The sequence below is a fragment of the Streptomyces sp. NPDC048504 genome, from assembly GCF_043200035.1.
In the GTDB taxonomy this organism is placed as follows: domain Bacteria; phylum Actinomycetota; class Actinomycetes; order Streptomycetales; family Streptomycetaceae; genus Streptomyces.
This window is the reverse complement of record NZ_JBICXA010000002.1, coordinates 36,852-60,880: the sequence shown is the minus strand read 5'-3', so window position 1 is coordinate 60,880 and position 24,029 is coordinate 36,852. Positions and strand designations below refer to the sequence as shown.

The window sequence follows — 24,029 nt, the reverse complement described above, 5'->3', positions numbered from 1 at the left end:
GGGCCTCAGCCCGTGCCCCGCCCGGCGGATGCCCGCTCCATCGCCCCGTCCAGATGCGCGATGACAGCCCCCACGTCACCACTCTCGGTCCCCCGGATCAACTCAAGCGCCGGCCGGACGAGAAGGCCCGGCCGGGCGATCAACCGGGCCAGTACCGCGGCCCGGACATCGAGCCGGTCGATGGTGGTCTCACGTTGCGCCTCCGTCTGCCCGGCCAGCAGCACGGCGTTGTACCAGGCCTCCTGGCGGGACTGGACGACGCTGAAGTCCAGGATCTCCTCGTCCGTGCGGCCCCCGACCTTGTCCAGCAGGGACAGGAGGGGGGATACGGCGCCCACCGAGTCCTCCAGCACCAGCACCACCCCCGCGAGGATGTCGTTGATCAGCAGGAAGTCGTGCTGGAGTGCGTGGATGTCCTCGCCGGGGCTCGTCCGCGCGGCGGCCACGGCCAGGTCGAGGTTGATGTGCGCGTTCACGCCGAGGATCAGGTGCTGGACGATCACCGTGTCGGCGTCGTCGAGCAGACCGAACGTCTCGCGCCAGCAGCGCGGCCCGCTCCGGTCGCGGCGCCAGGCGTCGTACGCGTCGAAATAGCGGTTGCCGAAGAGCGTGTCGAAACGGTCCATCCGGGGGCCGTCCTCGAACTGCCCGGCGTGGATGGCCTTGCGGATCTCCACCGTCACCTGCCGGTACAGCGCCGCGAAGTACCCGACCCGGTCCCCCGCACCGGTCGCCTCCCGCACGATCCCCGCAAGCCCGTCCACGACCTCGTCGATGTTCTGCGCCTGTGCCTGTGCAGCCATGCCCAACTCCCCTTTGGCGGAGCCACAGTTCGGACTGCTCAGTCTCACCGAAATGACAGCTCCGGTACGGCTCACACCCACACCCGGCCCGCAGGACCCCGTCTCACCCCGCCCGCCACCGCTGCTCCGCACCCCCGCTCAGCGGCACCAGTGACACCCCCTCCTCCCCGTCCGGTGCCATCCCCGTCAGGATCGCGATCGCCGGGCGGATCACCCCGTCCGCGTCCACCGTGAACCGCAGGTTCTCGCCGTGGTTCCCGTCCACCGAATCGCACTCCCAGATGCCGACGCCCTTGGCCACGGACCCCCGGCTGTCCAGGCACAGGTCGGAGTCGGCGGAGGACTGCACCACCCCGCGCCCGGCGTCGACGCGCCACAGCTGGGTGTCGGACGAGGTGCAGGGGGCCGTGATCACATCCGTGCCCTCCGTCAGGTCGCCGTCGCGGATGTCCAGGCACCGGCCCGTGGAGACGTTCACGACCCGCGCGGAGGTGCCGTCGGGCGCGTGCGAGGCCGGGGACGGGGAGGGCGTCGCGCTCGCGGAGCGCCTCGGCTTCGAACTCCTCGGCGAGGACGGTGACTTGGAAGGATTGGAAGGAGTCGTGGACGGCTTCACCGGCACCGTCGCCGTCACCGTCACCTCGGACGGAGTCGACGGAATCGCCACCGCTCCCGCCGCCGCGCCCGGATGCGACGTCGTCCCGCCCGGCCGCAGCAGAAAGAACACCAGGGGCACCAACGCCACCCCCAGCGCCGCCGACGCCAGCACCAGCCGACGCGAAGGTGCCCAACTCGCCGGAGTCCCGCGGGCGTTGCTCCTCGCCTCCTCGCGGCCCCGCATCGCGTACGACGCCCCCGCCCACGCCACCAACCCCTCCGCCAGGGTCGCCCGCGGCCCGTCCCGCAGTGCCGTCAGTTCCTCGTACGCGCCCGTGCAGTGGACGCACTGCGCCATGTGCGCGTGCAGGTCGGCGCTGTCGCGGGGGTTGTCGGGGCGTACCGACTCCTCGATCAGACGCCGGAAGTCACCGCAGCGCGGGTCGTCGGAGGCGGCCAGGCGGGACTTCAGGCAGGCCTGGGCCATGGACTGGAGGGCCGGTCCGGTGCCGTGGACGACGTCCTCGGAGGTGAGGCCCAGGAAGGAGGCGGTCACGGTCTCCGGTTCCCTGTCGACGATGCCGTACCAGACCAGGCCCTGAGTCCGGGAGGGGAGCGAGAGGAACGCCGGGAGCATGGAAGGTGCCGGGTCCGTCGTGTTCAGGAGCAGGAGGAGGCCGGCGTCCAGGCCGGTCGAGCGGTCGTCCCGGGACCACGACGCGGCCACCCGCCCTGTCAGCAGCAGGAGTTGGTGCCGCCAGGGGACGGACGGGTCCACGCCGCGTGCCGTCTCGCGGGCCGCGAGGGTGAACGCCTGGGCGGCCAGCTGCCGGGCCGCCGACTCGCTCGTCGTGCACAGGCGGGCGTAGGAGAGCACGGACGGCTGGTGCCGGGTGCGGAGTTCCCGCAGGACCGCGTAGACCGTGGACGTGTCGGCGCGCAGCAACTCCGTGAGCCGGGCGTCGGACGCTCCGGGTATGCCGTCGTCCTTCTCGGAGCGAACCATTCACCCGCCTCCTCGCGCCCGTCCTGACCTACCAGCCAGTTTGTCGGGTGCCCATAGTGGTGGAAGGAGACCGGTGGGGAAAGAGGTTTCTGTGGGTAACCCCGGGGGTGGTACGGGCGAGTCCGGGAACGCCTGAGCGCGGCGCACACACGCGCGCCGCGCTCAGTACAGGCGATACGGGCAATACGGGCGTACGGCCAGGGGAGTTCCTACTCCTCGACCGTGAGTCCCTTCCGCAGCCGCACCAGTGTCCGCGACAGCAGCCGCGACACGTGCATCTGCGAGATGCCCAGCTCGTCGCCGATCTCCGACTGCGTCATGTTGGCGACGAAGCGCAGGGAGAGGATCTGCCGGTCCCGGGACGGGAGTTCGGCGATCAGCGGCTTCAACGACTCGACGTACTCGATGCCTTCGAGTCCGTGGTCCTCGTAGCCGATACGGTCCGCGAGGGCGCCCTCGGAGTCGTCCTCCTCGGGTTGCGCGTCAAGTGAGCTGGCCGTGTAGGCGTTTGACGCTGCCATGCCCTCGACGACCTCATCGCGGGAGAGCTTCAGGCGCTCGGCCAACTCGGCCACGGTGGGGGCGCGGTCGAGTTGCTGGGCCAGTTCGTCGCCGGCCTTGGCCAGGTCGAGCCGGAGTTCCTGCAGCCGGCGCGGGACGCGCACGGACCACGAGGTGTCACGGAAGAAGCGCTTGATCTCACCGACGATGGTTGGCATCGCGAAGGTGGGGAACTCGACACCGCGACTGAGTTCGAAGCGGTCGATCGCCTTGATCAGGCCGATGGTGCCGACCTGGATGATGTCCTCCATCGGTTCGCTGCGCGAGCGGAACCGGGAGGCGGCGAACTTGACCAGTGCGAGGTTGAGTTCGACGAGGGTGTTGCGGACGTACGCGTACTCGTGCGTGCCTTCTTCGAGTGATTCGAGCCGCTCGAAGAGGGTCTTGGAGAGCGCCCGTGCGTCTACGGCGCCGACCTCGTCGTACGGGGGGATCTCGGGGAGCCCCTCGATGGCATTGGGATCCAGTTGTGCCGGTGGGGGTGTCGACGTCGCTGCGGGGGTAGGCGATGCGTCGAGCCGGGGTGACATGGCGTCCTCCATCGTTCTCGGCATATGGCTGCCGAAGCCGGTGCGTGCACTGCGGAGTGCGGCGCCTCCAAAGCCGGTCGTGTCGGTCGGTCGGTCGTTTCGACAGTCGGGGCGAGAGCCGGTCGGTGACCGGTCTTGTCCGTCGTATCGAATGTCCAAATACTTGTCTCTACTAGCCCTACCCGTTTTCCGGAGCCCGCCGCAAGTGCGCTGTGTACCCATATGTCCATTTACGGGCGGTTGTTCGGGTGTCGGAGAGTGTGAGGAAGGCGTAGTGTTCCAGGGCGAACGTCAACAGCCACGACCTCGGGAGAGAGAGACGGCATGGACCGCGGGACGGTCGGCAGCGCACAGTCTGGCCGGCTTCTGGTCGAGGTGCGGAAACAGGGCCTCAGCGCTGTCGTGACGCCGGCGGGTGAGTTGGATCACCACACCGCCGATCTGTTGCGGGAACCGCTGGAGGACCTGCTCGCCCATGGGTACGCACGGCTCGTCGTGGACTGCTCAGGGCTGGAGTTCTGCGATTCCACGGGCCTGAACGTACTGCTCGGCGCGCGCCTGAAGGCGGAAGCCGCAGGTGGCGGAGTGCACCTCGCGGCGATGAAGCCCGCGGTGGCGCGCGTGTTCGAGATCACAGGGGCGGAAGCGGTCTTCACCGTCCATGACACCCTCGGGGCCGCCCTCGCCGACGAGTCCGGCTGACCCCGTTCTCCCCGTGCGACCGGCTCATTCCCCGTGCCTCGTCTTCCGTGCCGAGTAAGGGGTGTTTTGCCGGTTCGCTCGGGCAGGAGAACATCTGAACCTGTCGAGACCCCGAGCGACGAAATCGCTCCTGATCCACGTACTGACTCTTGAACACGTACCGACTCTTGAATCGTGAACCGGTGAATCGGTGAGGTGAAGCGCTGATGAGCACCACCCGGCCCTACCCGCCGGGCGACCGCCCGGAGCCCGGTGGCGCTGCGGAGGCGCCCGCCGGAGGCGCTTCCGTGCCGTCCGCCGGGGACGACGCCGAACCGGCCGTGGGCCGGAACACCCGCAGGCTCAGTTTCGCGGGCGAGAGCGGGGTCGTACCGCTGGCCCGCGACTTCGCCCGCCAGGCCCTGTACGCCTGGGGCTGGCTGCCCGCCGAGGGTGCCGACCGGCGCGCGGCCGCCGAGGACGTGCTCCTCGTCGTCTCCGAACTGGTCACCAACGCCTGTCTGCACGCCGAGGGCCCGGACGAGATGTGGATCACCTGCGAGAACAAGAAGATCCGGGTCGAGGTCTCCGACTGCGGCACGGGCCAGCCCGCCCCCAGAACCCCGCACCGCGCGGGCCGCCCCGGCGGCCACGGCATGTTCATCGTGCAGCGGCTCTGCCTGGACTGGGGGGTCGTCCGCGCCCCGGGAGTCACCGGCAAGACGGTATGGGCGGAGCTGGGCGCCCCCGCCTAGCCCTGCCCGGAGCCGGAGCCTTTGCCTGGTCGGGATGTCCGTGTCCCCGCGCCCTGACCTGGCCCCCCACTCGTCCACCTCGGGTTACCCCCGGTCACCCCCTCCACTCCGTAACCCCTTCGCGCACGCCGGATCGTCACAACTCCGGCGTGCGTCTTGTCTTCCCTCCTCACGACGCCGGGCGTACCTTGACGGCCGATCTGATGTGCCGTCAGGAATGAGGGGACCGTGTCGTACCAGAAACGAACCGCAGCGCTCGCGTCCGTCGCGGCCCTGGCCGGCTCGGCGGTATTCATGGCCGCCCCCGCAGCCCGGGCCGACGTGGTCGACGTCAACTACAAGTGCCAGACGCCCATCGGCGTCAAGACCGCCGTCTCGCCGATCGACATCAAGGGTGTCAAGAGCGGCAGCGGCTACAAGCTCACCATGTCCTGGCAGAAGGGCGTCTCGTCCAGCCCCGTCGAACTCGGCAAGGGCGCCATGAGCCCGAGCGCCACCATCAAGGTGGGCGGCGCGGACAGCGGCACGGTCTCGGTGTCGGGCCCGGCCAACCAGGCCGCGATCCCCGCCAACACCCCCATCAAAATCAACGACTTGACGGGCACGTACACCCCGAAGGCGTCCGGCAAGGTCACGTTCACGGCGGCCGTCCTCACCATCAAGGCCCTCGGTACGACGACGACGTGCACGCCCACCAACAGCCCCGGCCCGTCCCTCACGCTGGACGTCACGGCGGCGGGCGGCTCGTCGGGATCCAGCGGCTCGACCGGCAGCGACACCGGCACGGGCACCGACTCCAGCGGCACGCTCCCGAAGACCGGCCCCGACGACTCGGTCGTCGCCCTCGGCACGCTCGGCGGCACGGTCCTGCTCGCGGGCGCGGCGGGCACCCTGTGGCTGACCCGGCGCAACCAGACGGCCCGCGCCCGCCGCTAGGAGCTCCGCTGAAGTGCCGGGAAGTGCCGTCGATCGGCTGCGGCGCCGTCGTGGCTGGTCGCGCCCGCGCGGCGGAGCCGCAAATCGACACTGCCCCGCGCCCCTTCGGGGCGCTTTGCGCCGCACCTGTTCTATGGAGCCGCCCATGCTGTCAACCGCCCGCGTCCTGTGTCTGTCCCTCCTCGCCCTCCTGGCGGCCGCACCGACCGCAACGGCCGCCGGGGGATGGACCGTTGCGCCCGCGGGCGGCGGACGCCCGACGTTCTACGCCGAGGGCGAGCCCGGCACGACCCTCCAGGACGCGGTGTCCGTGACCAACCCGACCGGCCGCCCGATCACGGTACGACTGCGGGCCACAGGCGTCCCGATCACCTTCGCCGACACGGGAGTCGGGGTCCCGGCCCGCACCCGAGCCGACATCCCCTTCACGGTGAACGTCCCGACGACCGCCGCCCCCGGCGACCGCACCGCCACGATCACCGCGCGCGACACGAAGGGCCGAGAGGCGACCGTACGGCTCCAACTCCACATAGCCGGACCGGCGTTGTCAGCACTAACCATCGAACACGTAGCGGTCCACGGCAGCGGCATCACCTACGAACTGGTCAACCGCGGCACCACACCCCTCACCCCGAACGTCGCCGTCCACGCCACCGGCGTCTTCGGCACCCTCCTGGACCGCACCCCCCGCACCCTCCCCGTCCAACTCCCGCCGGGCCAAAGCCTGAAGCTCACCGAACCCTGGCCCGACCACCCCACCCTGGACGCGGTCGACCTACGCCTCACGGTCACGGCGACGGGCGGCGCCCACGACACGGCGGCCGTGTCGACACGGTTCGTGCCGTGGGGAGCGGTGGCGGGGACCGGGGGTGCGCTGACGGCCGGGGCGGCGCTGCTTCTCGTACGACTACGACGTCACCGGCGCCGTACGGACGAAGGCGACGAGACGGCCGAACACCCGCGCACGCAGGCCGAGTTGACGGGAGCGGTGATGTGAGCGGCAAGGTGCGGATTCCGGCGCTGGTGGCGGTGCTCGCGCTGCTTCTGCTGCCGTTGGCGGGGGCGACGTCTGCCGCGGCGGCGGGCGGTCCGAGTGTGAAGCTCTCCAAGTCGCAGGCGGGGACGGGCGGTTCGATCACCGTCTCCGGGAACGGCTGGCGGCCGCACGCCCTGCTGATGATGCTGGTCTGCGGGCAGGCGACGCCCGCGCGCGGGGTGATCGGCGGCACCAACTCCTGTGCGAACGCGGACGGCAGAGCCGTCACGACGGACGCCAAGGGCGTCTTCAGCAGGAAGCTGCCGGTGTCCGAACCGCCGGTGCCGTGCCCGTGCGTGGTGCATGTGGCGACGGTGACGGGTGCGAGCGCGTCGGCGGACACGGTCTTCCAGGTGGCGGGCCACGCGATCGAACCACTGCCCGCGGAGCCGTCGACCGGCCGCCTGTCGGTGCTCTCCGACACCCGGCTGGACGGTTCGAGCGGGCTGCTGACCTGGTTCGGGGCGCCACCGTCCCGCACACTGGTCTTCACCGTCGGCAACGCCGGTTCGTCCCCCGTCAAGAACCCCGTGTTCCAAGTCGGCACCTCCCACGGGGTGTTCGCGCCGCAGTGGGACGACCAGCAGTTCAGCGGCACGATCGCGCCCGGCGGCAAGGCGGAGATCAAACTCCCCGTCGAACTCTCGGCCGGAGCGCACGGCGACTACACCGTCTCGATGAAGTACGGCGGCCGGGTACTCGCCGAACAGCCATGGGGAGTCGGCCGCCCCTGGGGCGTGACCCTGTTCTGGATCCTGGTCTGCGTGGTCGTACCGGCGGCGGTGTTCCGCATCGGCATGGCCGTGGTGGACCGGCTACGGCCACGCAAGGCGGCCCGCAGCACGGGCCCGCCCCGGCACAGGGCCCTGCACATGCCCACCCAAGTCACCCTGCGCATGCCGAAGTTGGGCAAGGCGGCCGCCTCCCGGGAAGCAGCCGCGGCCGCCCCTACGACCTCGACCCTGCCGTGGTTCACCCCGGACTCCGATCCGGGCACGGCCGGTCGACTCTCCGCACCGCACGACGACAGCCCGACGAGTCCGACGACTCCCACCAGGAAGGGACTTACGTGAGCAAGCGAAGGAGAGTCACACCGGCCGGCGGAGGCGGCGTACGGAGAGCGGGCGCGGCCACGTTCGCGCTGGTCCTCGGCGTTGCGGGCCTCGCGCTCGGCCTGACCGCCGGGTCCGCGCAGGCCGCCGAGGTGTCCTACGCCACCCACTGCGTGCCGCCCGCCGGCATCGACCCGGTCGACGGCACCACCAAGGTCGAGATCACCGCGCCCGCCACGGCGAAGGTGGGCGACACGGTCGACGTCGTCTGGAAGTTCACCCAGGCCGCGTCCAAGAACCCCGACATCATCGACCTGCCCGCCAACTCGGTCCAGCCGTCCGGGATCTTGAAGGCGGGCGGCGCACAGACCGCCGACATCGCGATGCAGGGCCCGCGCACGAACCCGGCGATCCCCAAGGGCGCGGTGATGACCCTGTCCGACATGAAGGGCACGTTGAAGCTGACGACGGCGGGGTCGGTGACGCTGACACCGGACGCGTACACGGTCAACGCGTTCTCGACGGACACGAAGTGCACGCCGACGGCGACGGTCTCGCCTTCGGCGACGATCAATGTGACGGCGGGTGACGGCAGTTCGTCCAGCACGTCCCCCACCCCATCGGACTCGACGTCGGCATCGGCATCGGCATCGGAGTCAGCGTCGCCGAGTGACTCGGCATCGGCATCGGCATCCGCGTCCGCGTCCGCGAGCGACGGCACCGGAACCGGTCAGACGGACTTCACCGGCAAGGAGGTCTCCGTCCCCTACGCGTGCAAGACGCCGATCGGCGACAAGAACGCGACCTCGCCTGTCCAGATCAACGCCACGAAGGACGGCGGGAGTTACGACCTCACCGTGAAGTTCAACGGGTCGGTGATGGACAGCCCTGCGGACATCCCGGCGGACTCCGTGAAGCCGTCGATGGAGGTGGTCCTGGGCGGCGCCGACAAGGGCACGGTCCACGTGGAGGGCCCGACCAACTCCGCCGCCATCAAGTCCGGCGACCCGATAGAGATCCCGGACCTGACCGGCACGTACAAGCCCGGCGCGAGCGGTACGTCGACACTGTCCCCCGGCGTCCTGACGGTCAACGCCCTCGGCACGACGACGACTTGCACCCCCACGAAGTCGGAGGTCTCCCTGACTCTGGACACGACGGAACAGGCAAGCGGAGCGTCCGGCGGCTCTTCGACATCGGGCGGTACGTCAACGTCGACATCCACCTCGGGAGGCTTGGCGGAAACCGGCTCGGACAGCCACGGCGGCCTGAAGGCGCTCGGCCTGGTCTCCGGTACGGCGATCCTGCTCGGCGTGGCGGTGTTCACGTTCATGCCGGGGCGGAGGCGACTGCGCTGACAAGTACGGCCCAACGGTCAGTGGAAACACCGGGCATGCGACAAAGGGCCGCCACACCCCGAAGGATCCAGCGGCCCTTTGTCGCGTTGCCGTAGACGAGTGTCAGTGGACGTCGCCCATGAGTTCCCTGACCTTCTTGCGGTACATCCACACCGCCGCGCCCGCGAGGACCGCGAGGAAGGCCTGGAGGGTGACGATGCCCGTCTTGTTCAGGTCGACGCCGGCGATGGACAGGAGGCCCGTCGTCGCGTCGCCCGCCGTCACCGCGAGGAACCAGACGCCCATCATCTGGGAGGCGTACTTCGCGGGGGCCATCTTCGTGGTGACGGAGAGGCCGACGGGGGAGAGGGTCAACTCGCCGACCGTCTGGACGAAGTAGATCGCCACGAGCCACATCGCCGCCGCCTTGTGACCGCCGTCGGCGATCGCGAGGGGGGCCAGGAAGAGGAAGAAGGACGCGCCGATGAGGACCAGACCCATCGCGAACTTGGTCGCCGTGCTCGGCTCCTTGCCGCGGCGGGCCAGGGCCAGCCAGGCCCAGGCGAAGACCGGGGCCAGGGCCATGATGAGGACCGGGTTGACCGACTGGTACCAGGAGATCGGGAAGTTCCAGCCGAAGACGGTGTTCTTCGCGGAGGAGTCGGCGAACAGGGACACCGTCGAGCCGCCCTGGTCGTAGATCATCCAGAACACGGCCGCGGCGACGAAGAACCAGATGTACGCGGACATCTTCGACTGCTCGGCCCGGTCGAGGTCCTTGTCGCGCTTGATGCGGGCGATGACCAGGACGGGGATCAGCAGGCCGGCGACGGTGATCGGGACCAGCAGCCAGTTCAGCGTGTAGTGGCCGGAGAAGCCGACGATCGCGTAGAAGACGACGGCGACGGCCGCCCACAGGCCCGACTTGCGCAGCGTGGCCGCCTTCTCCTCGGCGGACAGCGGCGTGGGGACGATGTCCGAGCGGGAGCTGAGGTGGCGTGTGCCGAGCAGGTACTGGGCGAGGCCGATGGCCATGCCGACCGCGGCGAGAGCGAAGCCGAGGTGCCAGTTGTAGTTCTCGCCGACGGTGCCGATGGCCAGCGGCGCGGCGAACGCGCCGATGTTGATGCCGATGTAGAAGAGCGTGAAGCCGCCGTCACGGCGCGGGTCGTCCGGGCCCTCGTAGAGGTGGCCGACCATCGTGGAGATGTTGGCCTTCAGCAGACCCGAGCCGATCGCCACCAGGCCGAGGCCCGCGAAGAACGTGCCCGAGGACGGGAGGGCCAGGGTGAGGTGGCCGAGCATGATGATCACGCCGGCGACGGCGACCGTCTTGCGCGGGCCGAGGACACGGTCCGCGAACCAGCCGCCGGGAAGGGTGAGCAGGTACACGAGCGACAGGTACACCGAGTAGATCGCGGTCGCGGTGGCCGCGCTCATGTGCAGGCCGCCCGGTGCCACCAGGTACAGCGGGAGCAGTGCCTTCATGCCGTAGTAGGAGAATCGCTCCCACATCTCGGTCATGAAGAGAGTGGCCAGTCCGCGGGGGTGGCCGAAGAAGGTCTTCTCGGAACCGGGGGTGCCCGGAGTCACCGAGTCCTTCGTCAGGCTGGACGCCATGGTCGTTCCTTGCTGGTGGGGGGAGGCTGGCAGCGGGCCAGCCCGCACACAAAAGAGACCTTCAGCTGGAAATGCTCGCCAAAGGTCCCCGGTGCTACTACAGGCGGTCAGGTCACCATACGGCAGGACACCGCCGGAAATGGAAGGACTTGAGACATCGATCACAGGGATAAGTGGAACCGTGGTCGATCTTTCGAAGGTGAATACAAGGATGGCATCCCACAGGCACAGGTTCGGACCAGATTCTTCACCGCTGCGAATCCGACTTGCCCCAAGGTAAGAATCACTCGCGGCGATCACACCCCGACCGCTGTCCGAGGCGGACTACCATCACCTCATGACCCGTGTACTGCTCGCCGAGGACGACGCGTCCATCTCGGAGCCGCTGGCCCGCGCTTTGCGACGGGAAGGTTACGAGGTCGAGGTGCGCGAGGACGGACCGACAGCGCTCGACGCCGGCATCCAGGGCGGCATCGACCTGTGTGTCCTGGACCTGGGCCTGCCCGGCATGGACGGCCTGGAAGTGGCCCGCCGACTGCGCGCCGAGGGCCACACCGTCCCGATCCTCATCCTGACCGCGCGCGCCGACGAGGTGGACACCGTCGTCGGCCTCGACGCGGGCGCCGACGACTACGTCACCAAACCCTTCCGGCTCGCCGAACTGCTCGCCCGCGTCCGGGCCCTGCTCCGGCGCGGCGCGGCCGAGCCCGCGCAGCCGCCCGCCACACACGGCGTCCGTATCGACGTCGAGTCCCACCGTGCGTGGATGGGCGACGAGGAACTCCAGCTCACCGCCAAGGAGTTCGACCTGCTGCGGGTGCTCGTGCGGGATGCCGGGCGGGTGGTGACTCGTGACCAGTTGATGCGCGAGGTGTGGGACACGACGTGGTGGTCGTCGACCAAGACCCTCGACATGCACATCTCCTGGCTGCGGAAGAAGCTCGGTGACGATGCGGCGAACCCCCGGTACATCGCGACGGTGCGGGGTGTCGGGTTCCGGTTCGAGAAAAGCTAGGTCGGCTACGCGCGTTGCGCCGTGGGTGCCTGGTGTGATGTGCGCGACTGGCCGTGGTTCGTGGCTGGTCGCGCAGTTCCCCGCGCCCCTTTAGGGCGCTGAAGTCGCCGTTTCTCGGAGAGTGCCGTGCGTCGTCGTCTTATTCAGTCCACGCTTGCCGTGGTGCTCGTCGTGATCGCTGTCTTTGGTGTGTCTCTTGTCATCGTGGAGACGCGCACGATCAGTAACAGCGCCCAGGAACGGGTGGACTCCGAGGCGCTCCGGCTGGCCAGCATCGTGGACAGCCGGATTCTCGGGGCGGAGATCGTCGACTCCGAGGTGCTGCGCACGCAGGTCACGGAGGACCGGTACGCCGTGATCCGGATCCCGGGTGACCCGGTGATCGAGGTCGGCACCAAGCCGGCCGGTGACGTCATCCGCTCCACCGCCAAGGGCGAGGAGGGCGAGACGGTCACCGTGATGGAGCCGCGCTCGACCGTCACCCGGGAGGTCGGGCGGACGCTGCTCATCATCGGCGCCGTCGCCCTGCTGGCCGTGGTCGCCGCCGTGCTGCTCGCCGTACGGCAGGCCAACCGGCTCGCCTCGCCGCTCACCGACCTCGCGGAGACCGCGGAGCGGCTCGGTTCCGGTGACCCGCGGCCCCGGCACAAGCGGTACAGCGTCCCCGAGCTGGACCGGGTCGCCGACGTCCTCGACTCCTCCGCCGAGCGCATCGCCCGCATGCTCACCGCCGAGCGACGGCTGGCCGCCGATGCCTCACACCAGTTGCGTACGCCGCTGACCGCGCTGTCCATGCGGCTGGAGGAGATCACCCTCACCGACGACCCGGACACGGTGAAGGAGGAGGCGACGATCGCGCTGACGCAGGTCGAGCGGCTCACGGACGTCGTGGAGCGGCTGCTGACGAACGCGCGTGACCCCCGCACCGGCTCCGCCGTCACCTTCGACCTCGACGAGGTCATCCAGCAGCAGCTCGCCGAGTGGCGCCCCGCCTACCGCAGCGAGGGCCGCGCGATCGTCAGCTCGGGCAAGCGGCATCTCCAGGCCGTCGGCACCCCGGGCGCCGTCGCGCAGGTGCTGGCCGCGCTGATCGAGAACTCCCTGATGCACGGCGGCGGCACGGTCGCCCTGCGCACCCGCGTCACCGGCAACCAGGCCGTCGTGGAAGTCACGGACGAGGGGCCCGGGGTTCCCACGGACCTCGGTGCGCGCATCTTCGAGCGGACGATCAGCGGTCGTAACTCCACCGGGATCGGGCTGGCCGTAGCGCGGGATCTCGCGGAGGCGGACGGCGGGCGGCTGGAGATGCTGCAGGCGCAGCCGCCGGTGTTCGGGCTTTTCCTGTCGCGTACGCCGCCGACGAAGCGGCTGCCCGTGGACGACGACGAGCCCACGGTCCGCTAGGGGGCCGGAGGGAGTGGGCTGTTCAGCTCACGTGCTGCTTGGGGCGGGGCAGCGGCTCCGGCTGGGGCTTCAGAAAGGCCCCCGCGATCGGGGCCTCGGCCTCTTCGTCCTCCACCGGCAGCGCCTTGAACACCCAGCTGCGGTACGACCAGAAGCGGAACAGCGTCGCGATGCCGATGCCGAGCACCTTGAAGACGTTGCGCTGCAGCGAGCTGTCCCAGCCGAAGCCGTAGATCGCCGCGAACAGGATGCCGTTCTCGATCACCAGGCCGACCAGGCTGAACGCCAGGAACAGGCTCAGTTCCTTGGTGCGGGCGCTCTTGTCGCGGTCACGGTAGGTGAAGTACCGGAAGCCGACGTAGTTGCACGCGATGGCGACGATCGTCGCGATCACGTTGGCGCGCACGGCCTGCAGGCTGGTCAGATGCCACAGCAGGTTGGAGACCGCGAAGTTCACCACGGTGCCCACCACGCCCACCGCGCCGAACTTGGCGACCTCGCGGGCGAGCCGTTTGAAAGGCCCTTCGGAACCAGGCTCCATGGTTGTGCAGGCCCCCGTCTTCTCGGATTCTCGACCCAGCCATGCTAACCACCGCTTTCCCCCGGCGCCCGTGAAGCCGCTCACAGGTCGGGAAGAGACCCGGAAAAGAACGGTAAGAGGTACGGAAATCAGGCCGCCGTGGCGTGACCGATACCCTGGGGGAGTGACGTTCCCGGTAGTCGGCATGGTCGGCGGGGGGCAGCTCGCTCGTATGACACACGAGGCGGGCATCCCGCTCGGCATCAAATTCAAGCTCCTCAGTGACACCCCTCAGGATTCCGCGGCGCAGGTCGTCGGCGATGTCGTCATCGGCGACTACCGCGACCTCGACACGCTGCGTGACTTCGCGCGGGGCTGCGATGTGATCACCTTCGATCACGAACACGTACCCACCGAGCATCTGCGCGCTCTGGAGGCGGACGGCATCCCCGTGCGCCCCGGCCCGGACGCGCTCGTGCACGCCCAGGACAAGGGCGTGATGCGCGCGAAGCTCGCCGAGATCGGCGTGCCGTGCCCGCGGCACCGGATCGTGAGCGATCCGGTGGATGTCGTCGCGTTCGCGGCCGAGGGGGACGGTTTCCCCGTCGTCCTCAAGACCGTCCGCGGCGGCTACGACGGCAAGGGCGTGTGGGTCGTCGACTCCGCGGAGGAGGCCGCCGAGCCGTTCCGCGCCGGTGTCCCCGTGCTCGCCGAGGAGAAGGTCGACTTCGTCCGGGAGCTGGCGGCCAACGTCGTACGCTCCCCGCACGGCCAGGCCGTCGCCTACCCGGTCGTCGAGTCCCAGCAGGTCAACGGCGTCTGCGACACGGTGATCGCGCCCGCCCCCGACCTCGACGAGTCGCTCGCGCTCCAGGCCGAGGAGATGGCCCTGCGCATCGCCAAGGAACTCGGTGTCGTCGGCCACCTCGCCGTCGAGTTGTTCCAGACCCGCAATGACGACGGGTCTTCTGGTGTCCTCGTCAACGAACTGGCCATGCGCCCGCACAACTCCGGTCACTGGACCCAGGACGGCGCGATCACCAGCCAGTTCGCGAACCACGTCCGCGCGGTCCTCGACCTCCCGCTGGGCGATCCGCGCGCACGGGCCCCCTGGACCGTGATGTGTAACGTTCTCGGCGGCGACTACCCGGACATGTACTCCGCGTACCTGCACTGCATGGCCCGGGACCCCCAGCTGAAGATCCACATGTACGGCAAGGACGTGAAGCCCGGCCGCAAAGTGGGCCACGTCAACACCTACGGCGACGACCTGGACGACGTCCTGGACCGCGCCCGTCACGCAGCCGGCTATCTGAGAGGCACGATCACCGAATGAGCTTCGTCGCAGGACCCGTCGTAGGAATCGTCATGGGGTCGGACTCCGACTGGTCCGTCATGGAGGCCGCCGGGAAGGCCCTCGACGAGTTCGAGATCGCCTACGAGGTCGACGTCCTCTCCGCGCACCGCATGCCCCGCGAGATGATCACGTACGGCGAGCGGGCCGACGGCCGCGGCCTCAAGGTGATCATCGCGGGCGCGGGCGGCGCCGCCCACCTCCCCGGCATGCTCGCTTCGGTGACCCCGCTGCCGGTGATCGGCGTCCCCGTGCCGCTGAAGTACCTGGACGGCATGGACTCGCTGCTGTCCATCGTGCAGATGCCGGCCGGTGTCCCCGTCGCCACCGTCTCGGTCGCCGGCGCGCGCAACGCGGGCCTGCTCGCGGCCCGCATCCTGGCCACGCACGACGACGAACTCCTCGTCCGCATGCGGGAGTTCCAGCAGGAGCTGAACGACCAGGCCACCGAGAAGGGCAAGCGCCTGCGCGCCAAGGCCGAGGGCTCCGGCAGCGGCTTCGGCTTCGGGAAGTGACGGCGATGACGTCACTGGACCAGGCCCGGGAGCTGCTCCGCGAGTTCCCGGTCGTCGACGGGCACAACGACCTGCCCTGGGCGCTGCGCAAGCAGGTCAACTATGACCTCGACGCCCGCGACATCGCCGTCCACCAGAACGCGCATCTGCACACCGACATCCCGCGCCTGCGCGAGGGCGGCGTCGGCGCGCAGTACTGGTCGGTGTACGTGCGCTCGGACCTGCCCGACCCGGTGCCGACGACGCTCGAACAGATCGACTGCGTACGGCAGTTGCTCGCCCGCTACCCGCAGGACCTGGCGCCCGCGCTGACCGCCGCGGACATGGAGTCGGCGCGCGGGGAAGGCCGTATCGCCTCCCTCATGGGTGCGGAGGGCGGGCACTCGATTGCCAACTCCCTCGGCACGCTACGGGGGTTGTACGCCCTCGGCGTCCGCTACATGACGCTCACCCACAACGACAACGTGGCGTGGGCGGACTCGGCGACGGACGAGCCGGGGGTCGGCGGACTGTCGGCGTTCGGCCGTGAGGTCGTGCGGGAGATGAACCGTGAGGGCATGCTCGTCGACCTCTCGCACGTGGCGGCGACGACGATGCGCGACGCGCTGGACACGTCGACGGCTCCGGTGATCTTCTCCCACTCGTCGGCGAGGGCGGTCTGTGATCACCCGCGCAACATCCCGGACGACGTGCTGGAGCGGCTGCCCGGCAACGGCGGCATGGCGATGGTGACGTTCGTACCGAAGTTCGTGCTCCAGGCCGCCGTCGACTGGACGGCCGCGGCCGACGACAACATGCGCGCGCACGGCCTGCACCACCTGGAGACCACCGAAGAGGCGATGAAGGTGCATCACGCCTTCGAGGAGCGCAACCCGCGCCCCGTCGCCACCGTCTCCACGGTCGCCGACCACCTCGACCACATGCGCGAGGTCGCCGGCGTCGACCACCTCGGCATCGGCGGCGACTACGACGGCACGGCCTTCACCCCCGACGGCCTGGGCGACGTCTCCGGCTACCCGAACCTCATCGCGGAACTCCTCGACCGCGGCTGGTCCAAGGCCGACCTGGCCAAGCTGACCTGGAAGAACGCGGTACGGGTGCTGGGCGCGGCGGAGGACGTGGCACGCGGGATCCAGGCGACGCGGGGGCCGTCGAACGCGACGATCGAGTCGCTGGACGGCTGATTCCCGGCCCGGGAACGCCTGTGTTCTGTTGAAGGGGCGCGACGGCGGGTAAGAACGTGATGCGCGTACGACGTTCTCGGGTGGAGCCTCGCGAGAGGGGGCAGCGTTGACTGACGAACGGGGCGCGGTTTCTTGGCGGAGGAGCAGCTACTCCGGGAATTCCGAGGGCCAGTGCTGTGAGGTCGCCATGTCGCGTGAGGGGATTCGGGTACGCGACTCCAAGCGGTCGGACGCGGCGGTGGTGAGCTTCACCCACTCCGCCTGGCGTTCGGCGTTGGCGTTGTTCCTGGCCCAGGGCCGCACAGCGGCAGAGCCATGAGCGACACCGATCCAGCCGGATGTGGGATGAGCAGCCGACGAGGTGGGCGGGTGACGACCAGGGAACCCGGCCTTCTGGGGTACTGCCTGGTGGCCGGCACACTCGCGGGGGCCGCCGGAGCGGGCGCCTCGTTGCTGGGCGGGAGCCTCTGGGTGCGGCTCACCGTGTGGCTGATGGTGTGGGTCGGTGTGTGCGCGGTGGCGGGCTGGTGGTGGGTCCGCTCCCCGGCTACGGCTCGTCAGTGGACGGTGGATCTTCTCGTACGGCAGGCAGCGCGGGACGTATCGTCTCGAAGAGCTTGATGAAGGTTCTGACCAACACCGGGCCGCCGCTGACGGTGCTGACCCAACAGACTTCCGGTGGCACGCCCATCCGGATGCCTGCGTAGGCCACCAGGACGGAGAAGGCGGAGCACAGAACGACCAGCGCGGCCAGGGTGCGTATGACACGTATTAGGCCGTCGACGTGAGCCCGCCTGCTTCGGATGCGGAGGTCGGTTTCTGCCTTCTTCCGCCGGAGCGACCAGGCCCGGGCGCCTGCGCCGCCGGTTCTGCCGGGTGAAGCCGGCACGGTCCGTTCCGGCAGCTGACGGGGCCCAGGAACGGCAGTCGGACGTGTGGGGGCGGCGCTCGCGTCCCCGGGGTGTGAACCCCGTACGCGGCGCCTGTTCCTCCCTTTGTCGGTCGTCATGGCTTCCCCTGGGCCCCGTGGCACATTGACTCAGCGTCAGGTGCGGCGGAATTGTTCGATGAGTTCGTCGATCAGCGCCATCGTGTCCTCCTCGGAGAGCGATTTGTTCTTCAGGTCCTCGAAGCATTCCTGGTACTGGGCGATCAGTTCACGGTTGTCGCGGTTGCTGAGGGTGCCTCCCGGGCCTTCCACATAGAGCACGTCCTCGTCGTCCTGGAAGCCCAGCAGGAAGAAACTGCTCTCCAGACTGTTGTGCGCACCAGCGGTGAAGGGCAGCGCGAGCAGTGTCGCCCGGCCTTCGGCCACCAGTTCCTTGAGAAAGGACAGCTGACGGCGCAAGGTAGCGGGCCCGCCCACCTGGCGGCGCAATGCGGCCTCGTCCAGGACCATCTCCACCTTCGGGCCGTCCTCCTGGAGGACCCGTTCCTGCCGGGCCAGGCGCAGGTCGATGCGCCGCTGGTTCTTGGGGTCGGGCTGGGCGACCTCGAAAAGGGCTGCGGCGTAGTCCGCGGTCTGCAAGTGGCCGGGGATCAGACTTGGGTGGTAGCCCCTGATTTCGTTCGCCGCACTCTCGTAGCCGAGGTACTGGGCGAACGGCTGAGCGATGACGTCGTTGTACTCGGACCACCAGGACTGGCCCTTGCTTCCTCGGGCCGCCTCTTCCAGCTCCGAGACGACTTTCGGATCCTCGACCCCGTACTCCTGGAGCATCGCCCGCAGGTCCGTGACGGACAGGCTGACCGTGCCCGCTTCGATGCGGATGAGCTTCGACAGCGACCACTCCAGCGCTTCCGCGGCGTCACGCTGGGTCAGGCCACGTTTGTCACGGGCCGTCTTGAGGGCGAGTCGTAGCTTCCGGCGGTTGAGGCTGGGGTCGACGGCGGTGGGCATCGGGTGCTCCTTCAGGTGAGACGGCAGTGGCGATGGCACTAGGCATGCCGAAACCAGCAATCGTAGTAGGTCGCGTAGACCGGACTCGAATCGACTTATGCCTAAAGCCAGGCGCCAACAGACGCCGTCAAACGGGTGATTACCCGAAAGCCATATGTCTAATCGACCTCAGCTGGAGTAGACCGGAAGGATTCCGTGGGTCGCGTCGCAGGAGAGGGAAAAGATGCCTCTGAGGCGACGGAGGCCGGAGAAACGCCGAAAAGGGCGTGGTGGAGGGCCGTACCCCCGAACGCCCCGTCCACCAGGAAGTCCCCCAAGCTCCGTGCGACGGTGACCGTACTGCCGTAACGACGTACGGAGCCCGCCATGGCCGACCTCCAGGACCAACTGCACGTGCCGACCGAGGTCGGCGAGCTCGACGACTTGGTCCCCGAGCCCTTTCCCGGCGGGCCCTTCCCGCCGGACACCGCGGAACTGTACGACCCCGTCTCCGACCCGGCCGCCGCCCCGCTGGAGCGCGCGCACGCCATCCTCGCCGCGCACCCGGTCGCGGACGGCTACAGCGGGCTGCCGTGGGCGCTGCGGCACCTGCCGTGGTTCGACCTGGAGCTGGGGGAGAGTTCCGTGGACACCGATGTGCCGCGGCTGCGCGAAGGGCATGTCGGCGCGCTGTTCTGGTCGCTGCACCTGCCCGAGGGCCTGGCCGGGGACCGGGCGGTCGGCGCCACCCTGGAACAGCTCGACCTCGTGAACACGGTGGTCCGCGCACACCCCGAGGGCCTGCGCCTGGCGTACACCGCCGGCGAGACCACCGACGTGCGCCACTGCGGCCGTATCGCCGTGCTGCTCGGCCCCGCCGGAGCCACCGCGCTCGGCGACTCCCTGGGCATCCTGCGCTCCCTGCACGCGCTGGGCCTACGGGTCCTCACGCTGTCCGGGGTGTCCTGGGCGAGCGAGGCCGGGCTGACCCGGTTCGGCGAGGAGGTCGTGCGCGAGATGAACCGCCTCGGCGTGCTCGCCGACCTCTCCGGCGCCTCCGACGGCACCATCCGCCGCACCCTCGCGGTCTCCAAGGCACCGGTGCTGTTCACCCGCTCCGCCGCCCGCACGCTGCGCCCGCACCCGGCCAACCTCTCCGACGAACTCCTCGCCGCGGTCGGCGCCGCCAAGGGCCTGTGCATGGTGCCGCTCACCGCCGAGCAGACCGGGCCGTCCGTCCGGGACGTCGCCGACCACCTCGACCACGTCCACGAGATCGCGGGCCGCGAGTGCGTCGCCCTGTCCGGCACGTACGACGCCGGTACGGCCCACCCGCAGGACCTCGCCGACGCCTCCTGCTACCCGAACCTCTTCGCCGAACTCCTCCACCGCGGCTGGTCCGAGCCCGACCTCGCCCTGCTCAGCTGGGGCAACGTCCAACGCGCCCTGCGCAGCGCCGACTTCACGGCCCGCGCCGCCCAGCAGCGCCGCGAGCCGTCGACGGCGAAGATCGCCGAGCTGGACAGTTAGCGCACAGGACCTACGGCTGGTCGATCCGGCAGAAGCAGAAGGGATGCCCTGCCGGATCGGCGTACACCCGGAAGTCCTCCTTGTCCTCCTGGTGCAACGGCCGCGCGCCGAGCGCCAGCGCCTTCGCCTCCGCGACCTCCAGTTCCTCCCAGGTCGGCCCGGAGTCGAAGTCGAGATGGAGCTGCTGCGGCCGGTCCGCGCGCGGCCACTGGGGCGGGGTGTAGTCCGCCACCCGCTGGAAGGCGAGCCGGGGCCCGTCCGGAATTTCGAGGACGACCCACTCGTCGTGGGCGACGTGGGGCGTGCCGCCGAGAATCCCGGCGTAGAACTCGGCGAGCGCGAGCGGGTCGGGGCAGTCGAGCACGGTGGAACGGAAACGTGCCACGGCGGGCATGGTGATCTCCCTGGTGTCGGCGGTGTCGGCGGTCTCAGCAGGCGCAGAGACAGAACGGGTGCCCCGCCGGGTCGGCGTACACACGCCACGTGCGCGAGTGATCGTCGGTGTCCAGCGGCGTCGCGCCCAGCGCCAGTGCGTCCTTCTCGGCCGCGTCCAGGTCCGTGACGGTCAGGTCGAGATGGAACTGCTGGGAGCCGCCGGGCGCGGGCCACTCCGGCGGTACGTGCCCGGGGGCCTTCTGGAACGCCAGCGTCCGCCCGTCCGGCAGCTTCAGGTCCACCCACTCGCCGCCGTCCTCGTCCTCGACGGTGCCGCCCAGGATCCCGGCGTAGAAGGCGGCGAGCGCGCGCGGATCGGGACAGTCCAGGACGACGGCACCCAGCTCGGCGATGGCCATGACGGACTCCTTCGGGTTACCCATAGATACCGCCAGGCGGTAACGGTTACTGCATGCTCCCGCATAGGAGGTAACGTCGCAAGCATGAGTGAGAGAGTTTCCGCGCCCGGCGACCTGGCCCTGATCGAGGCCCTGGTGAACACGCTGGACATCGAGGCGGGAGCCGACGCGCTCGACACCGAGGACGGCCGGACCCCCTTCGGGCTCACCGCACACCAGGTCCCGCACGCCCGCGAACTCCGCGAGTCCCTGCGCGCCACGCTGCTGGCCCACGCGGGCCACCCCGCGCACCAGGACGTGACCCCGCTGGGTGAACTGCTCGCACGGGCCCCGCTGTTGATCGAACTCGACGCCCACGACGGCTCCGCCCGCCTCACCCCCGCCGACGCGGAACCCCTGCTCTCCCGAGTGGCGGCAGCGATCGCCGGATCACTGGTCGAGGGCACCTGGCCCCGCCTCAAGGCCTGCGAGGCCCCGACCTGCCACTGGGCGTACTACGACCGCAGCCCGGCCGGCCGGGGCCGCTGGTGCTCGATGGCGGTCTGCGGTGCGCGCGCGAAGATGCGGACGTACCGCGCCCGGCAGGCCGGAGAGACGTCCTAGCCCTTCGCCTCGCCCCCGCCTGCCTGCGCGGCCCGCGACCCCACCAGCAGCAGACACATGACGGCCACTCCCGCCACCAGCCCGGCCAGCACCAGCAACGGATCCAGCGGGCGGGACGTCGAAGCCGCCTGCTGGACCTGCCCGGCCTGCGGTGCGGCCGTCGTGGGCGCCGGTGCGGCCGCCGCCGCGGTGGAGGTCGGTGAGGTGGCCGGCATCGACATCGCGTGGGACGGGGACGAGGTGTGCGCGGGCGTCCTCGCCGCGACGGTCCGGCTCGGCACGGTCGAGTGCCGCTGCCCCGACCCGGACGACGAGCCGCTGTGCTCGTGCGCCGTGGGGGCCGCGGAGGTCGCCGGTGCCGCCGCCTTCACCACCATCCGGGCCGTCATGTCCGGGTGGACGGTGCAGACATAGCCGTACGATCCGGCCGTCGTGAACGTGAAGCTCCAGCTCTGGCCCTTGCTGAGCATGGGGGAGTGGATCGCGACTGGACCCGATGTGGTCTTCACGTCGTGCGGGGCGGTGTCCTCGTTGGTCCAGGTCACCGTGGTGCCGGCCGTGATCGTCAGGGCCGCGGGCGAGAAGGCGTACCCCTTCATCAGCACGTGGTACGACGCGGCCGAGGCCTGCCCGGCGGGCAGCACCAGCAGACCGAGGAGGGCGAGTACGGCGGCCGCGACACCCCACGCCGCCCGTCCGGCCGCCCTCACGCGAACTCCGCGGCGACCAGCAGCCGCAGCCGGGTGGCGGGGCGGCCGGCCCGGAATCCCGTGGCGCGGCGCAGCAGCCGGTACGGCAGCGTGGCCGTACCCACCACGAGCAGCCGGTCGTCCGCGTGCTCGACGACCCGCAGCCGGAGGAGGACGGGGAAGGCGGTCCCGTCGATGTCGAGGTCGGCGGCGAGCTGCAGTCGGCGACCGCCGGCGAGGGGCTTTACCTCCTCGGAGGTGAGCCGGGCCGTGAGGCGCGGATCGTCGAACTCGAAGCGGAACGACGGGTGTTCGGAGGAGTCCGGCACGGTGAGGGACGCGTCGGCGAGGGCGATGCGGCGGCGCAGCGTGGGCAACGGGCCGTACCAGCCGGTGAGTTCGACGAGCGAGCGGCCGGGCGCCACCGTGTAGTCGCCGGGCAGGGGCAGGCGACGTGTGCCGGTATGCGACTCCGGTGGGGGCGGGACGGTGGGGAGAGTGACGGTTGTCATCCAGGTCTCCTTGGAAAGCGGTTCCGGAGATGAGGTGAACGCGTGGAGAATGAGCGGGCGCCGGTCCGGCCGACTGAGCCTCGGCCGGACCGGCGTCCTTGTCCCCTCGCGGACCGCGTCAGCAGCTGCCGGTGACGAAGTCCTCGGTGGGCGTGAGCAGTTGCTCGGCCCAGACCGTGTGCATCTTCACGTAGCCGTCGACGTCGAGCAGATCGGTGATCTGCTGTCCGAGCGACTCCTCCAGGTGTGCCTTGTCGATGTGGTTGAGGAGCACGGTGAGCGTGCTGTCGAGGACCGTGCCCCCGCCCTCGGTGACGGGCTTGAGGATCGTCTCGACCCACACCGTGTGCATCTTGATGTAGGAGTCGAGCGCGAGCGCGTCCTGCACCTGCTGGGCCGGAGAGCGTTCCAGGTGCGCGGTGTTGATGTGCTGCAGGATCGGCAGGAGCACGTCCTGGACGCTGGTGCACTGTGTGCTGTCACCGCCGCCGTCGGAGCCGGTCGGGGTCGCGGTCGGCGTGGCCGTGGCGGTGGGCGTGGCGGTCGGCATGGGCATGCCAGTGGGGCCGGCGGTCGGCGTGGCGGTCGGCGTCGTACCGCCCGAGCCGCCGCCCGTGCCGCCACCGCTGTCGTCCGCGACGACCTTCACCGACGCCACCATGTCCGGGTGCACGGCGCAGTAGTACTCGTACGTGCCGGCCTTGGTGAACGTGTACGACCACGAGTCGCCCTGGTTCAGGGTGCCCGAGTCGAACTTCACCGGGGCCTTCGTCGTGGTGACCGTGTGCGGGGCGGTGTCCTTGTTGGTCCACCGGACGGTCTGGCCGACCTTGACGACGAGCTGCTTGCCGTCGCCGAACGTGTAGTTCGAGATGTCGACCTGGTAGTCCGGCGTGGCGGCCGCCGCCGGCCGCACCTCGGCCGCGGCGGCTGCGGGCGCCTGAGCCGCGCCCGCTGCCGACGTGTCCGAGGTCTTGGCGCTGCCCGCGGCGGCCTGCAGCAGCCCCAGGCTGAGCACGGCCGCGAGGGCGGCGCCGAGCCCGGCGACCAGCAGGGCCCGGTTGCCGGCCGGTGAGCGGCGCCGCCGGTCACCGGTCTCTTCAGTGCGTTTCAAAA

At 70.0% G+C, this 24,029-nt stretch carries 26 protein-coding genes; 15 read left to right on the top strand and 11 right to left on the bottom strand.

Annotated features, from left to right (window positions below):
* Nucleotides 1–5 precede the first annotated feature (5 nt).
* From ACGFY9_RS04535 to ACGFY9_RS04525, 3 genes are all read right to left on the bottom strand, one after another.
* Complete coding sequence (locus ACGFY9_RS04535) at nucleotides 6–803, bottom strand: DUF5995 family protein (protein WP_393751899.1); 798 nt, start codon at nucleotides 801–803, stop codon at nucleotides 6–8.
* 103 nt (nucleotides 804–906) lie between these two features.
* Complete coding sequence (locus ACGFY9_RS04530) at nucleotides 907–2,406, bottom strand: ricin-type beta-trefoil lectin domain protein (protein WP_393751897.1); 1,500 nt, start codon at nucleotides 2,404–2,406, stop codon at nucleotides 907–909.
* Between the two features lie 209 nt (nucleotides 2,407–2,615).
* The gene (locus ACGFY9_RS04525; protein ID WP_393751895.1) at nucleotides 2,616–3,497 is read right to left on the bottom strand and encodes an RNA polymerase sigma factor SigF; all 882 of its coding nucleotides are present in this window, start codon (nucleotides 3,495–3,497) and stop codon (nucleotides 2,616–2,618) included.
* A gap of 324 nt (nucleotides 3,498–3,821) precedes the next feature.
* Here ACGFY9_RS04525 and ACGFY9_RS04520 point away from each other — a divergent pair, with 324 nt between their 5' ends.
* From ACGFY9_RS04520 to ACGFY9_RS04495, 6 genes are all read left to right on the top strand, one after another.
* On the top strand, nucleotides 3,822–4,199 hold the full coding sequence (locus tag ACGFY9_RS04520) for an STAS domain-containing protein (RefSeq protein WP_366497066.1): 378 nt from the start codon (nucleotides 3,822–3,824) through the stop codon (nucleotides 4,197–4,199).
* 206 nt (nucleotides 4,200–4,405) lie between these two features.
* On the top strand, nucleotides 4,406–4,933 hold the full coding sequence (locus tag ACGFY9_RS04515; RefSeq protein ID WP_393751893.1) for an ATP-binding protein: 528 nt from the start codon (nucleotides 4,406–4,408) through the stop codon (nucleotides 4,931–4,933).
* 228 nt (nucleotides 4,934–5,161) lie between these two features.
* A complete protein-coding gene (locus tag ACGFY9_RS04510; protein ID WP_393751891.1) occupies nucleotides 5,162–5,869 on the top strand; it encodes an LPXTG cell wall anchor domain-containing protein in 708 nt (235 codons plus the stop codon).
* A gap of 145 nt (nucleotides 5,870–6,014) precedes the next feature.
* Nucleotides 6,015–6,866 carry a hypothetical protein gene (locus ACGFY9_RS04505; RefSeq protein ID WP_393751889.1) on the top strand — a complete coding sequence of 284 codons (852 nt, stop codon included), beginning with the start codon at nucleotides 6,015–6,017 and terminating at the stop codon, nucleotides 6,864–6,866.
* Nucleotides 6,863–7,978, top strand: a complete 1,116-nt coding sequence (locus ACGFY9_RS04500; protein WP_393751887.1) for a hypothetical protein — start codon at nucleotides 6,863–6,865, stop codon at nucleotides 7,976–7,978. The genes ACGFY9_RS04505 and ACGFY9_RS04500 overlap by 4 nt, the downstream gene beginning before the upstream one ends.
* On the top strand, nucleotides 7,975–9,315 hold the full coding sequence (locus ACGFY9_RS04495; protein ID WP_393751885.1) for a hypothetical protein: 1,341 nt from the start codon (nucleotides 7,975–7,977) through the stop codon (nucleotides 9,313–9,315). The genes ACGFY9_RS04500 and ACGFY9_RS04495 overlap by 4 nt, the downstream gene beginning before the upstream one ends.
* Before the next feature lie 102 nt (nucleotides 9,316–9,417).
* Here the strand turns inward: ACGFY9_RS04495 and ACGFY9_RS04490 are convergent, their stop codons facing one another.
* Nucleotides 9,418–10,914, bottom strand: a complete 1,497-nt coding sequence (locus tag ACGFY9_RS04490; RefSeq protein ID WP_393751883.1) for an oligopeptide:H+ symporter — start codon at nucleotides 10,912–10,914, stop codon at nucleotides 9,418–9,420.
* 337 nt (nucleotides 10,915–11,251) lie between these two features.
* On the opposite strand from ACGFY9_RS04490, the gene ACGFY9_RS04485 reads away from it, so the two are divergent.
* The gene (locus ACGFY9_RS04485) at nucleotides 11,252–11,929 is read left to right on the top strand and encodes a response regulator transcription factor (RefSeq protein WP_174447603.1); all 678 of its coding nucleotides are present in this window, start codon (nucleotides 11,252–11,254) and stop codon (nucleotides 11,927–11,929) included.
* A gap of 126 nt (nucleotides 11,930–12,055) precedes the next feature.
* The gene (locus tag ACGFY9_RS04480) at nucleotides 12,056–13,333 is read left to right on the top strand and encodes an ATP-binding protein (RefSeq protein WP_393751881.1); all 1,278 of its coding nucleotides are present in this window, start codon (nucleotides 12,056–12,058) and stop codon (nucleotides 13,331–13,333) included.
* Between the two features lie 22 nt (nucleotides 13,334–13,355).
* On the opposite strand, the gene ACGFY9_RS04475 is transcribed toward ACGFY9_RS04480, so the two are convergent.
* The gene (locus tag ACGFY9_RS04475) at nucleotides 13,356–13,874 is read right to left on the bottom strand and encodes a GtrA family protein (protein ID WP_393751879.1); all 519 of its coding nucleotides are present in this window, start codon (nucleotides 13,872–13,874) and stop codon (nucleotides 13,356–13,358) included.
* Nucleotides 13,875–14,037: 163 nt separating this feature from the next.
* Between ACGFY9_RS04475 and ACGFY9_RS04470 the strand changes: the two genes are divergently transcribed.
* From ACGFY9_RS04470 to ACGFY9_RS04450, 5 genes are all read left to right on the top strand, one after another.
* Nucleotides 14,038–15,189 carry a 5-(carboxyamino)imidazole ribonucleotide synthase gene (locus ACGFY9_RS04470; protein ID WP_393751877.1) on the top strand — a complete coding sequence of 384 codons (1,152 nt, stop codon included), beginning with the start codon at nucleotides 14,038–14,040 and terminating at the stop codon, nucleotides 15,187–15,189.
* The gene (gene purE / locus ACGFY9_RS04465; protein WP_393751875.1) at nucleotides 15,186–15,722 is read left to right on the top strand and encodes a 5-(carboxyamino)imidazole ribonucleotide mutase; all 537 of its coding nucleotides are present in this window, start codon (nucleotides 15,186–15,188) and stop codon (nucleotides 15,720–15,722) included. Before ACGFY9_RS04470 ends, purE begins: the two co-directional genes overlap by 4 nt.
* A gap of 5 nt (nucleotides 15,723–15,727) precedes the next feature.
* Nucleotides 15,728–16,906 carry a dipeptidase gene (locus ACGFY9_RS04460; protein ID WP_393751873.1) on the top strand — a complete coding sequence of 393 codons (1,179 nt, stop codon included), beginning with the start codon at nucleotides 15,728–15,730 and terminating at the stop codon, nucleotides 16,904–16,906.
* A 106-nt stretch (nucleotides 16,907–17,012) separates the two neighbouring features.
* A complete protein-coding gene (locus ACGFY9_RS04455) occupies nucleotides 17,013–17,225 on the top strand; it encodes a DUF397 domain-containing protein (protein ID WP_393751871.1) in 213 nt (70 codons plus the stop codon).
* Between the two features lie 50 nt (nucleotides 17,226–17,275).
* Complete coding sequence (locus ACGFY9_RS04450; RefSeq protein ID WP_393751869.1) at nucleotides 17,276–17,527, top strand: hypothetical protein; 252 nt, start codon at nucleotides 17,276–17,278, stop codon at nucleotides 17,525–17,527.
* Nucleotides 17,528–17,951: 424 nt separating this feature from the next.
* Here ACGFY9_RS04450 and ACGFY9_RS04445 read toward each other — a convergent pair whose 3' ends face one another.
* Nucleotides 17,952–18,806: a helix-turn-helix domain-containing protein gene (locus ACGFY9_RS04445; protein ID WP_393751867.1), complete on the bottom strand. Its 855-nt coding sequence runs from the start codon at nucleotides 18,804–18,806 to the stop codon at nucleotides 17,952–17,954.
* A gap of 366 nt (nucleotides 18,807–19,172) precedes the next feature.
* Between ACGFY9_RS04445 and ACGFY9_RS04440 the strand changes: the two genes are divergently transcribed.
* A complete protein-coding gene (locus ACGFY9_RS04440) occupies nucleotides 19,173–20,315 on the top strand; it encodes a dipeptidase (RefSeq protein ID WP_393751865.1) in 1,143 nt (380 codons plus the stop codon).
* Between the two features lie 10 nt (nucleotides 20,316–20,325).
* Here ACGFY9_RS04440 and ACGFY9_RS04435 read toward each other — a convergent pair whose 3' ends face one another.
* Both ACGFY9_RS04435 and ACGFY9_RS04430 read right to left on the bottom strand, forming a co-directional pair.
* Nucleotides 20,326–20,709, bottom strand: a complete 384-nt coding sequence (locus ACGFY9_RS04435) for a VOC family protein (protein WP_393751863.1) — start codon at nucleotides 20,707–20,709, stop codon at nucleotides 20,326–20,328.
* A 34-nt stretch (nucleotides 20,710–20,743) separates the two neighbouring features.
* Nucleotides 20,744–21,109, bottom strand: a complete 366-nt coding sequence (locus ACGFY9_RS04430) for a VOC family protein (RefSeq protein WP_393751861.1) — start codon at nucleotides 21,107–21,109, stop codon at nucleotides 20,744–20,746.
* A gap of 84 nt (nucleotides 21,110–21,193) precedes the next feature.
* Between ACGFY9_RS04430 and ACGFY9_RS04425 the strand changes: the two genes are divergently transcribed.
* Nucleotides 21,194–21,712 carry a CGNR zinc finger domain-containing protein gene (locus tag ACGFY9_RS04425; protein ID WP_393751859.1) on the top strand — a complete coding sequence of 173 codons (519 nt, stop codon included), beginning with the start codon at nucleotides 21,194–21,196 and terminating at the stop codon, nucleotides 21,710–21,712.
* Here ACGFY9_RS04425 and ACGFY9_RS04420 read toward each other — a convergent pair.
* From ACGFY9_RS04420 to ACGFY9_RS04410, 3 genes are all read right to left on the bottom strand, one after another.
* Nucleotides 21,709–22,422: a plastocyanin/azurin family copper-binding protein gene (locus ACGFY9_RS04420; RefSeq protein WP_393751857.1), complete on the bottom strand. Its 714-nt coding sequence runs from the start codon at nucleotides 22,420–22,422 to the stop codon at nucleotides 21,709–21,711. The genes ACGFY9_RS04425 and ACGFY9_RS04420 overlap by 4 nt on opposite strands.
* Nucleotides 22,419–22,913 (bottom strand): hypothetical protein, encoded by a 495-nt coding sequence (locus ACGFY9_RS04415; RefSeq protein ID WP_393751855.1) that lies wholly within the window; start codon nucleotides 22,911–22,913, stop codon nucleotides 22,419–22,421. Before ACGFY9_RS04415 ends, ACGFY9_RS04420 begins: the two co-directional genes overlap by 4 nt.
* A gap of 118 nt (nucleotides 22,914–23,031) precedes the next feature.
* Nucleotides 23,032–24,027: a plastocyanin/azurin family copper-binding protein gene (locus ACGFY9_RS04410; RefSeq protein WP_393751853.1), complete on the bottom strand. Its 996-nt coding sequence runs from the start codon at nucleotides 24,025–24,027 to the stop codon at nucleotides 23,032–23,034.
* Nucleotides 24,028–24,029: the final 2 nt, after the last annotated feature.